We start from the raw sequence: 9,609 nt of genomic DNA on the forward strand, positions 1-9,609 counted from the left end.
GCGGCGGGGTTCGTGGTGCTGCTGATCCTGCTGGGTCTCGCACTGCCGCTGTTCGGCGTGTCGATGCTGCTGGTGCTGGTCGTCGAGCGGCTGGTGCTGCGCGACTGGACGGCGGCGCGACGCTGGCTCGGTCTTCGGTGATCCGGCCCGCTCAGCCCGCGGCCACGTTCCGCGACAGCACCGCGCCGACTTCCGCCGCGAACCCCGCCAGCGCCGCGGCGGTCTCGCGTCCGCTCAGCTGGCGCGGGCGCGGATCGATCGCGCACAGCGTGCCGTAGAACGATCCGTCGGCGAGCGTGATCGGGAAGGAGACATAGCTCTTGAAGCCATAGAGCGACGGCGCGGGATGCGTCAGCCAGCGATCGTTCGTCGACACGTCGTCGATGACGACGGCCTTGCCCGACTGGCGGATGTCGTCGCAGATCGTCGTCGAGATCCGCAGCTCGTCCCCCGGCGACATGCCGAAATCGATCTGGTCGAGGACCTGGCAGGCGATCCAGCGCGTGTCGGTGACGCGCGCGACCGCGACGAACCCCATGCCCGTCAGCGCCGCGACCTTTTCGAGGATCGCCCGCACGTCGCCATTGTCGCTTTCGAGCATGACGCTCTCGGCCAGTTGATCGTACATCCGCCCCATTCCCCGTTCGGCGCACGATCCCCCCGGAGATCGCGCTGCTTACGCTACGGCAGATGTGGGCGCGGCGTGAGAATGCAAGGGCAGGGGTCAGTCGCCCCGCTCGACCAGATGCGTCAGGAAATTGGTGAGTTCGAGCCGGCGACCCGCCTCCTGCGCGAAATCGTCGCCGACGCCGAGCAGCCAGAGCAGCGACCGGCGGTCGGGTTCGTCGTGCAGCGCGTCGAGTTGCGCCGCGCGCTGTTCGACATCGGCCTCGCGCTCGGCGAGCCCCGCCTCGATCAGGCTTCCGGCCTGGCGGCGGAGCGCGATCGCGATTTCGCGCGGGGCCAGTTCGGGGTGATATTGCACGCCCCAGAAAATCCCGCCGTCATGCCGGATCTCGGCCGCCTGGATCGCGGTGACTGCGTTGCTCGCGAGCAATGTCGCATCGTCCGGCAGCCGCTCGACCTCGTCGCCGTGGATCGCGGGTGCGTCCCAGCTCTCCGTGCGGCCGGCGAGCAGCGGGTGATCGCGCCCCGCCTGCGTCCGTGTGATCCGGCGCGCGATCCCGGCCTCCATCGTCTGCGGCATCTTGCGGACGGTGCCCCCTGCTGCGGCAACCGCAAGCTGCAGCCCCGCGCAGGAACCGAAAGACGGTGTCCCCGACGCAAACACCGCGCGCATGAAGGCGAGCTGGCGCTGCACCTCGGGCGAGTCGTCATAGACGTGGAGCGGCGAGCCGGTGACGAACACCGCGTCGAAATCGCCGATCTCGCCCGTCGTAAGCACGCGCGCGTCGTCGTCCGCGGGTGCGACGATCGTGATCTGCGCATCGGGCCGGAGCTGTTCGAGCGTCGCCGCATAGGTCTCGCCCGAGCTCTTTCCCGCATGCTCGCGGCGGGCGTCGCGCTGTTCGGGTGTTTCGCTTTCGGCCACTAGAAACTTCAGCACTATCAGTCCTCTGACCGCAAATGGCCGACAGGATAACGCGCGCGCTGGCGGTTAGCCCAAGACCGTCGGCAGATAATCCGCGCGCGTCCGTAACGACCTCGCTCGCCAGCTTCGTTGCGCAGGGTGCAGTGCAACAAAACCCCGTCGCGCGGAGTTGCCAGCCTCATTCCATCCTTCCTGAACCACGGAGACTGTCATGTTCGGACTTACCAAGAAGGTGCGCTACGCCGTCGTCGGCGGCGGGCAGATTTCGCAGCAGGCGTTCATGCCGGGGATCGCGCGGACCAATAATTCGGAAATGACCGCGCTGGTCACCGGTGACCCGGTCAAGGCGGACAAGCTGGCCAAGCTCTACAAGCTCAAGGCCTATTCCTACGCGCAATATGGCGAGCTGCTGGCTTCGGGCGAAATCGATGCGGTCTATATCGCGACGCCCAATTTCCTGCACATGCAATATGCCGTCCCCGCGCTCGAGGCGGGCATCCATGTTTTGCTCGAAAAGCCGATGGCGTCGAGCGTCGCGGAGGCCGAGCAGATCATCGCCGCCGAGAAGAAGGGCGGCGCCAAGCTGATGATCGCCTACCGGCTGCATCACGAACCCGGCACGGTCGAGATGATCACGCGCGCGCGGGCGGGCGAGTTCGGCGACCTGCGCGCCTTCTCGTCGACCTTCATGCAGAATGTCCGCGAGGAGAATTCGCGCGGGCATAACGGCTATTGGGGCGGGCCCGTCCCCGACATGGGCACCTATCCGCTGAACGCGGTACGCAACCTGTTCGGGCAGGAGCCGATCGCCGTGCATGCTGTCGGGACGAAGACGCCGGGTCGCGGCTTCAACTTCCACGACACCGTCGCGGTGACGCTGAAATTCGCCGACGATCGCATCGCGCAGTTCACCGTCAGCTATGCGACCGCCTCGTCCGAGGGGTTCGAACTGGTCGGCACCAAGGCGAGCATCCATGCCGCGCCCGCCTTCATGTTCGGCCCGACGACCGGCATCACCTATGTCGAGCGCACCGCGGACGGCAAGGAGAAGACGCACGCCTTCGATCCGGTCGAGCAGTTCGGCAACGAGACGCAGTATTTCTCCGACTGCATCCTCAACGACCGTCATCCCGAAGCCGACGGGCAGGAGGGCCTGTTCGACATGCGCGTGCTGGCAGCGGTCGAGCGGTCGCTCGAAACGGGCGAGACCGTGACGCTCGAGCCCGCGACCCGCACGCGGCATGTGACCGCGGATCAGGCGCTCAAGCTCAAGCCCGCCAAGGAGCCGAGCGAGGACGCGATGATCAGCATCATCCCGCAGTCCGCCTGACCACCGGCCGCGCCGCCCCTCGGGGCGGCGCGCGCTTTCTCAGGCGCCGACCCCGCGTTCATGCGCCCAGACCACTGCGGCGCTGCGCCGGTTGACGCCGATCTTGGCATAGAGCCGCGCGACATGGTTGCGCACGGTGTTGCGTGACAGTTCGAGCCGCTCGGCGATCGCGGCATCGTCGAGATCCTGGCAGATCAGCTCGAGCACCTCGCGCTCGCGCTTGCTGAGATCGAGCAGCGGCGCGTCCGAGGCGGCGCCGGGGCGCGGGTTCCGCAGCGTCGCCAGCTTGTCCATGATCGACCGGCCGAGCCAGTTGGCGTCCTTCATCACCGCCTCGATCGCCTCGACCAGCTCGAGCTCGCCGCGCCGCCGCGCGGTAATATCCTGATAGAGCCAGAGCACGCAGGCATCGCCGTCGATCCGCATGTTTTCGGCGGAGGCGAGACAGTCGAGCGCCTCGCCATTCTTGTGGAGCAGGCGGACATCCTGTCCGCGGAACCCGCCCTGCGCGCGGATCTCGGTTTCCAGCTGTTCGCGCTGGCCCGCATCATTCCACAATTGCAGGTCGTCGGCGACCCGGCCGATCACCGTGCGATCGTCATAGCCGGTCAGCGTCTTGAACGCCGCGTTCACCTGCAGGATGCGATTGTCGTCGGTCTGGGTCACGACCATCGCCACCGGCGCCATCTCGAACACCGCGGCGAAATGCCGCTCGCTCGCCTTCAGCGCATGTTCCGCGCGCCGCCGCGGTTCGAGGTCGGCGAAGGTGAACAACAGGCAGTCGCGGTTGCCGACCTCGATCGGCTGCCCCGCCAGGATGACCAGCGTCGTGTCGCCGCCGGCGAGCGGCAGCTCGGCCTCGAGCTGTGGCACGACCTCGCCGCGCGCGACGCACGCCTTGACGAACGCCTTGCGCTCGACATCGGCGAGAAAGTCGAAATCGAACAGCGTCTTGCCGATGATCGCGTCGCGGTCATAGCCCGACAGGTCGAGAAACCCCTGATTGACCAGGACGAAACGCTGGTCGGCGATGCGGATGATCAGCGCGGGGGCGGGGTTGGCATGGAACATCGCCTCGAACCGGTCCTCCGCGTCGAACCGCTCGGACACGTCGCTGATCACCAGCGCGAGGCAGTCGGGCTCGCCGCCATCCTCGTCCATGACGATGTCACGGACCTGATGGACCCAGCATGGTTCGTCCGCATCGCGCGGCGTGACTTCGACGATCAGGTCGGGGAAGCTCTCGCCCGCGAGCAGCCGGAGCAGCGGATATTCGCGCCGCGGCACCTTACGCCCGTCGCGGTAGCGCAGGGCGAACCGCGCGGCATAATCGTCCGCCGTCGCACCCAGCTCGCCGACGCCGCGGACGCCGTGCATCTTGAGCGCGGCGGGGTTGGCGCTCAGGATCACGCCGGTCGGGTCGATCAGGATCACCCCTTCGAGCAATCCGGCCATGAGCTGTTCGAGATGATGCAGGGTGGGCGCATGCAGCGGCTTGCCGGGGGTACTGGTCATGCCTCCTTAGCGCTGGAGCGCACGACCGGTTCCGTCACGGCCAACCCCGACCTACCAACCGGACTAGTGCCCCTATACCAATGTCACAAAGCACTATGCGCGGCCGAACTGAACGTTAGCAGCACCCGGTCCGTTGAGCAGCCTGTACCAGTATCAACAGGAGCCTCATCATGAACCTCATCATCCTTCTCGTCGTCGGCGGACTCATCGGCTGGGTCGCCAGCATGATCATGAGGACCGACGCACAGCAGGGCGTTTTCCTCAACATCGTCGTCGGCATTGTCGGCGCGTTGCTCGCAGGCTTCCTGATCACGCCGCTCATTGGTGGCGCCTCGATCATGGACGGCGCGCTCAACATCCAGTCGATCCTGATCTCGCTGGTCGGTGCGGTGATCCTGCTCGCGATCGTCAACATGGTGCGCCGCGGTTCGGTGCGCTGATGAGGGGAGGGGCGGCCGCATCACGCGGCCGCCCTTCGTCGCATATTGATCTCGATTATTCGTCACGCCAGCCCGGCGTTGCGGTGTCTTTGCGCGTAGCCTAGATATCAGCGACTTAGTGCAAAGGGCGAGTAGACGGTCTTGAACGATACACCCGACCGCGCCGACCCCGGCGCTCGTCCGTTGACGGCCGACGCCGAGCGAATCGCCGCCGAGCTGATCGGGCAGGACCTCGGCACCGACCCGTTCGTCGCCGCGGTGCGGGCGACGCGGATGCCGATGATCATCACCGATCCGCGCCTGCCCGACAATCCGATCGTGTTCACGAACGACGCGTTCTGCCGGCTCACCGGCTATCCGCGCGAGGACATACTCGGGCGCAACTGCCGGTTCCTCCAGGGGCCGGAAACCGATCCCGCGACGATCGACCGGATCCGCGACGCGGTTCGCCGGGTCGAATCCATCGAGATCGAGATCCAGAACCACCGCAGGGACGGTGAGACGTTCTGGAACCGGCTGCTGATGGCGCCGGTCTTCGACACGCACGGCGTGCTCGCCTATTTCTTCGCCAGCCAGGTCGACGTGACGCTCGAGCGTGAGCGGCTGAAGGGACTCGAGAGCAGCAACGCCTCGCTGATGGCGGAACTGACCGACCGGTTGCGACAGCAGCAGGAGCATGAGCGCGAGCTCGCCTTCACGCTCAAGGCGGCGCGGTTCGGGACCTGGAGCCTCGAGATCGCGACGAAGCGGCTGACCGCATCGGATACCTGCAAGGAGATCTTCGGCCGGCCTACGGACGCGCCGTTTTCCTATGACGACCGGCTGGCCGCGATCCATCCCGACGATCGCGCGCTGAGCGTCGCCGAGGTCCAACGCTGCGTCGAGGAGGGGACGGATTACGAGGTCGTCTACCGCATCTACCGCCAGGACGGCGAACTGCGGTGGATCGGATCGCGCGGACAGCCCTTTTATTCCGCCACCGGCGAGGCGTTGCGGATCGCGGGCGTGTCGACCGACATCACCGACCAGCGCCGCGGCGAGATGATGCGCGCGGCGCTGGTCGAGCTGGGCGACATGTTCCGCGACACCGACTGTCCCGACGACATTTCCTACCAGGCCGTCCAGATCATCGGCCGGACGATCGACCTCAGCCGGACCGGCTATGGCGAGATCGATCCGGACGCCGAGACCGTGACGGTGCACAGCGACTGGACCGCGCCAGGGGTCGACCAGCTTTCGGGCACGTTCAGGCTTCGCGACTTCGGCACCTATATCGACGACCTCAAGCGCGGCGAGGAGGTCTGCGTGACCGATGCGCGCGCCGACCCTCGGACCTACGCGACGAGCGCCGCGCTCGAGGCGGTGCAGGCCCGCGCGATCATCAACATGCCGATCACCGAAAACGGCCGGATCGTGGCGATGCTGTATCTCGCCAGCGGCTGGGCGCGGCACTGGCGCGCGGACGAGGTCGCGTTCGCGCGCGAGGTTGCGGATCGGACCCGCATCGCTACCGAGCGCCGCCGCACCGAACAGGCGCTCGCCGCGCTCGCGGCCTCGCTCGAGCAGCAGGTCATCGCGCGGACGAGCGAGCTGCAGACCGCCGAGGACGCGCTGCGCCAGTCGCAGAAGATGGAGGCGGTGGGCCAGCTGACCGGTGGTGTCGCGCACGACTTCAACAACCTGCTCACCGTGATCCGGTCCGCAACCGACCTGCTCAAGCGCCCCGACCTCCCGCCCGAACGGCGCGAGCGCTATATCGACGCGATCTCGGACACCGCCGATCGCGCGGCAAAGCTGACCGGACAGTTGCTCGCCTTCGCACGGCGGCAGGCGCTCCAGCCCGAGGTGATCGATGTCGGCCAGAGTCTCGGCAGCATCGCCGACATGCTCGGCACGCTGACCGGATCGCGGATTACGATCGCGATCGACGTGCCCGACACGCCCTGCTTCACCAATGTCGACCCGAGCCAGCTCGACACCGCCCTGGTCAACATGGCGGTCAATGCGCGCGACGCGATGGACGGCGCCGGGCGGATCGACATCGCGCTGCGGACCGCCACGATGATCCCGGCGGTGCGCTCGCATCCGGCGGTCGAGGGGCAGTTCGTCGCGATCTCGATGCGCGACACCGGGTCGGGCATCCCGCCCGAAAAGCTCGAGCGGATCTTCGAGCCGTTCTTCACGACCAAGGGGGTCGGGCAGGGCACCGGCCTTGGGCTCAGCCAGGTGTTCGGCTTTGCCAAACAGTCCGATGGCGACATCATCGTCGAGAGCGAAGTCGGCTGCGGCACGGTCTTCACGCTCTATCTGCCGCGCGCGGAGGAGCGCACCGCGAACCTGCCGGGGGCGGTCCCGGAGGGGCTGGCGGACGGCCATGGCACCTGCGTGCTGGTGGTCGAGGACAACAAGGACGTGGGCACGTTCACCACCCAGTCGCTTGCCGAGCTCGGTTATGTGACGGTCTGGGCGGCGGATGCGCAGGAGGCGCTGGCGGTGCTGGGCGAGGACGCGGCGCGCTTCGACATCGTGTTTTCGGACGTCGTGATGCCGGGCATGAACGGCATCGATCTGGCCAAGGCGATCCGGGCGTCGCATCCCGGGCTGCCGGTGGTGCTGACGTCGGGTTACAGCAACGTGCTGGCGCAGGATGGTACCGACGGGTTCGAGCTGCTGCACAAACCCTATTCGGTCGAGGACCTGTCGCGGATCCTGCGCAAGGCGGCAGGATAGCGCGGAGGAAAAAGGGCGACCGGCGAAACCGGTCGCCCCTTCGGATCAGGTGAGGCTGTGCTTGAGCGCGCTCATCTTGTCATGGCCTTCGCGGACCGAGGCATAGCCCTTGGTGACCACGTCGAGCGATGCGGGCGACAGCTGGCCGTCCTTCATCGCGTCCTCATACTTGGCCTTGATGTGGTCCTCGCCACGCTCGACCTCGAGGATGATCGCCTTGTCGTCCTTGCCGGTCAGCGCCTGCTTCAGGTCCATGAAGGTGCGATGCGCTGCGGCGAGCATGCTTGAATCCATCTCGGGCTCGCTGCCGAGTGCGCGGACCTGTGCCTGCAGGTTCGTCGCGACCTGGGCGCGATCGCGCGCGAAATCGGCGAACATCGTCGCATACTGCGTGCTCTCCGCGTCCTTGGCCGCGTCCTCATAGCCCTTCATGCTGTCGAGGGTCGTCTTGATCAGGCCGTTCAGGACGGACACGTCGGTCTCGTTGCTCATCATTCGTCTCCTTTGGGAATGGCGGCTCAACGATCGTCACGCGATTAAGTCGCACCCGGATTTTGCCTTCCCCGCGGACAAGTATCGAGCATTGCGGCCGAATTCGGCGGTGAAACGGCTTTTGCGCCTGTACGGCTTGATCTATGTGATGGTCTGGCCACGGGGCCGGACCGCCGGTCCGCCACCGACGCGCCCGACAGTCTGGAGTGCCCATGGTCGCCGTTCCGTCCGCCACATCGCCACTTTCCGCCACCGACCGACGCGACGGCCCGGTCGAAGCGCTCGCGCGCGCGGAGTCCGCGGCACAGGTCCGCGAGCAGATCCTGTGCTATCCCGGCGCCGTTCGCATTCCGGCACCCGGGATCGAGCTGTACATCGTCCGCGATTTCCTACCGCTCGACGTGTGCGCGACGCTGATCGCACTGATCGATGCGGATCGCGTGCCGTCGCCGGTCGTCGCCGACGATCCGCGTCCCGCCTACCGGACCAGCGAGACCTGTTACCTCTATGCGGGCCCCGACGCGGTCACCGCGGTCGAGACCCGGCTCGACGCGCTGACCGGGCTGAAACCGCGCTACGGCGAGGCGTTGCAGGGCCAGCGCTATGCGGTCGGGCAGGAGTTCAAGCCGCATCACGACTTCTTCGATACCGGCCAGCTCTACTGGCAGGATCAGGTCGCGGTCGGCGGACAGCGGACCTGGTCGGCGATGACGTTCCTGAACGAACCGGAGGCGGGAGGCCGGACCAATTTTCCGACAGCGGACGTGATCATCGCGCCCAAGGCAGGCAACCTCGTCATCTGGAACAACATGGACGACTATGGCGCGCCGAATCCGGGGTCGGTGCACCAGGGCATGCCGGTCGAACAGGGGGTCAAGTACGTGCTGACCAAATGGTATCGCGAGCGCCCCTGGGGTCAGTGAGGCACGGCGTCCGGCGCTGAGGCCGTCATTGCAAACACGCTGCGCAGCGGTCGGGTCTCGGGCAGGATATAGACGATCCCGACCGTGCCCGTGAACAACGGCTTGATCACCCCGTCGTAGAAGCGCGCAGGCACGTTGACGCAGCCATAGGAGATCCGGTTGTCCTGCGGCGTCGCCGAGGCCAGCCGTCCGGCGCGGTCGTCGACCCGGCGGCCGGCGATGACGCGGTGGAGCGACAGCGCAGCGGCATAGTCGATCCACAGGATATCCTGCTCGAAATCGGCGCCGATCGACGCCTGGAACCGGCCGGCGGGCGTGGTCCGCTCGGCGGGCGTGATCGTCGCGAGCTTGCGCTGGCCTATCCCCGGCACGCTGTCGTCGCCGCGGGCGAGACCGAGCAGCGCGGGCGCCGTGCCGCGGAGCACCCCCACGCCATCGAACGCGAAGACCACCGCGTTCACCTTGTCGATCACGACGAACGGCAGGGCCTGGTTGTCGCGCGACCGCATCACCCAGTCGACCGTGTCGCGGGCATCGCGGGAAGCAGCGGCAGCCCCGAACCGCGCGGTCGCCGATGTGCCGGCCGCGACCGGCTGGGCGCCGGCGGCGGACGCGCCCCCAGCCGCC

General features: G+C 67.2%; 9 protein-coding genes. 4 read left to right on the forward strand and 5 right to left on the reverse strand.

Annotated elements, in window-relative coordinates; genetic code table 11:
* Positions 1-151: 151 nt before the first annotated feature.
* Positions 152-628, reverse strand: a complete 477-nt coding sequence (locus sphsw_RS00145) for a GAF domain-containing protein (protein WP_031438841.1) — start codon at positions 626-628, stop codon at positions 152-154.
* Between the two features lie 96 nt (positions 629-724).
* Positions 725-1,567: a type 1 glutamine amidotransferase gene (locus sphsw_RS00150; protein ID WP_031438842.1), complete on the reverse strand. Its 843-nt coding sequence runs from the start codon at positions 1,565-1,567 to the stop codon at positions 725-727.
* Between the two features lie 196 nt (positions 1,568-1,763).
* On the opposite strand from sphsw_RS00150, the gene sphsw_RS00155 reads away from it, so the two are divergent.
* Positions 1,764-2,882 (forward strand): Gfo/Idh/MocA family protein, encoded by a 1,119-nt coding sequence (locus sphsw_RS00155; RefSeq protein ID WP_031438843.1) that lies wholly within the window; start codon positions 1,764-1,766, stop codon positions 2,880-2,882.
* A 39-nt stretch (positions 2,883-2,921) separates the two neighbouring features.
* Here sphsw_RS00155 and sphsw_RS00160 read toward each other — a convergent pair whose 3' ends face one another.
* Positions 2,922-4,397 carry a PAS domain S-box protein gene (locus tag sphsw_RS00160; RefSeq protein ID WP_031438844.1) on the reverse strand — a complete coding sequence of 492 codons (1,476 nt, stop codon included), beginning with the start codon at positions 4,395-4,397 and terminating at the stop codon, positions 2,922-2,924.
* 170 nt (positions 4,398-4,567) lie between these two features.
* Here sphsw_RS00160 and sphsw_RS00165 point away from each other — a divergent pair, with 170 nt between their 5' ends.
* Positions 4,568-4,837 carry a GlsB/YeaQ/YmgE family stress response membrane protein gene (locus sphsw_RS00165; RefSeq protein WP_031393553.1) on the forward strand — a complete coding sequence of 90 codons (270 nt, stop codon included), beginning with the start codon at positions 4,568-4,570 and terminating at the stop codon, positions 4,835-4,837.
* Between the two features lie 141 nt (positions 4,838-4,978).
* The gene (locus tag sphsw_RS00170) at positions 4,979-7,567 is read left to right on the forward strand and encodes a PAS domain-containing protein (protein WP_031438845.1); all 2,589 of its coding nucleotides are present in this window, start codon (positions 4,979-4,981) and stop codon (positions 7,565-7,567) included.
* A gap of 45 nt (positions 7,568-7,612) precedes the next feature.
* Here sphsw_RS00170 and sphsw_RS00175 read toward each other — a convergent pair whose 3' ends face one another.
* Entirely contained in the window at positions 7,613-8,059 is a 447-nt protein-coding gene (locus sphsw_RS00175; protein ID WP_235188219.1) for a PA2169 family four-helix-bundle protein, read from the reverse strand.
* 212 nt (positions 8,060-8,271) lie between these two features.
* Here sphsw_RS00175 and sphsw_RS00180 point away from each other — a divergent pair, with 212 nt between their 5' ends.
* The gene (locus sphsw_RS00180; RefSeq protein WP_042466181.1) at positions 8,272-8,982 is read left to right on the forward strand and encodes a prolyl hydroxylase family protein; all 711 of its coding nucleotides are present in this window, start codon (positions 8,272-8,274) and stop codon (positions 8,980-8,982) included.
* On the opposite strand, the gene sphsw_RS00185 is transcribed toward sphsw_RS00180, so the two are convergent.
* Positions 8,976-9,609: hypothetical protein (locus sphsw_RS00185; RefSeq protein WP_052380782.1), on the reverse strand; the 634-nt coding region annotated here is incomplete at its 5' end. The genes sphsw_RS00180 and sphsw_RS00185 overlap by 7 nt on opposite strands.

This window comes from Sphingomonas sp. FUKUSWIS1, assembly GCF_000733135.1.
Lineage (GTDB): Bacteria > Pseudomonadota > Alphaproteobacteria > Sphingomonadales > Sphingomonadaceae > Sphingomonas > Sphingomonas aerolata.

What these genes read in the sequence shown, in the direction of transcription:
- sphsw_RS00155 (WP_031438843.1), top strand. Translation starts at nt 1,764, where the DNA reads ATGTTCGGACTTACCAAGAAGGTGCGCTACGCCGTCGTCGGCGGCGGG.
- sphsw_RS00165 (WP_031393553.1), top strand. Translation starts at nt 4,568, where the DNA reads ATGAACCTCATCATCCTTCTCGTCGTCGGCGGACTCATCGGCTGGGTC.
- sphsw_RS00145 (WP_031438841.1), bottom strand. Translation starts at nt 628, where the DNA reads ATGTACGATCAACTGGCCGAGAGCGTCATGCTCGAAAGCGACAATGGC.
- sphsw_RS00160 (WP_031438844.1), bottom strand. Translation starts at nt 4,397, where the DNA reads ATGACCAGTACCCCCGGCAAGCCGCTGCATGCGCCCACCCTGCATCAT.
- sphsw_RS00180 (WP_042466181.1), top strand. Translation starts at nt 8,272, where the DNA reads ATGGTCGCCGTTCCGTCCGCCACATCGCCACTTTCCGCCACCGACCGA.
- sphsw_RS00175 (WP_235188219.1), bottom strand. Translation starts at nt 8,059, where the DNA reads ATGAGCAACGAGACCGACGTGTCCGTCCTGAACGGCCTGATCAAGACG.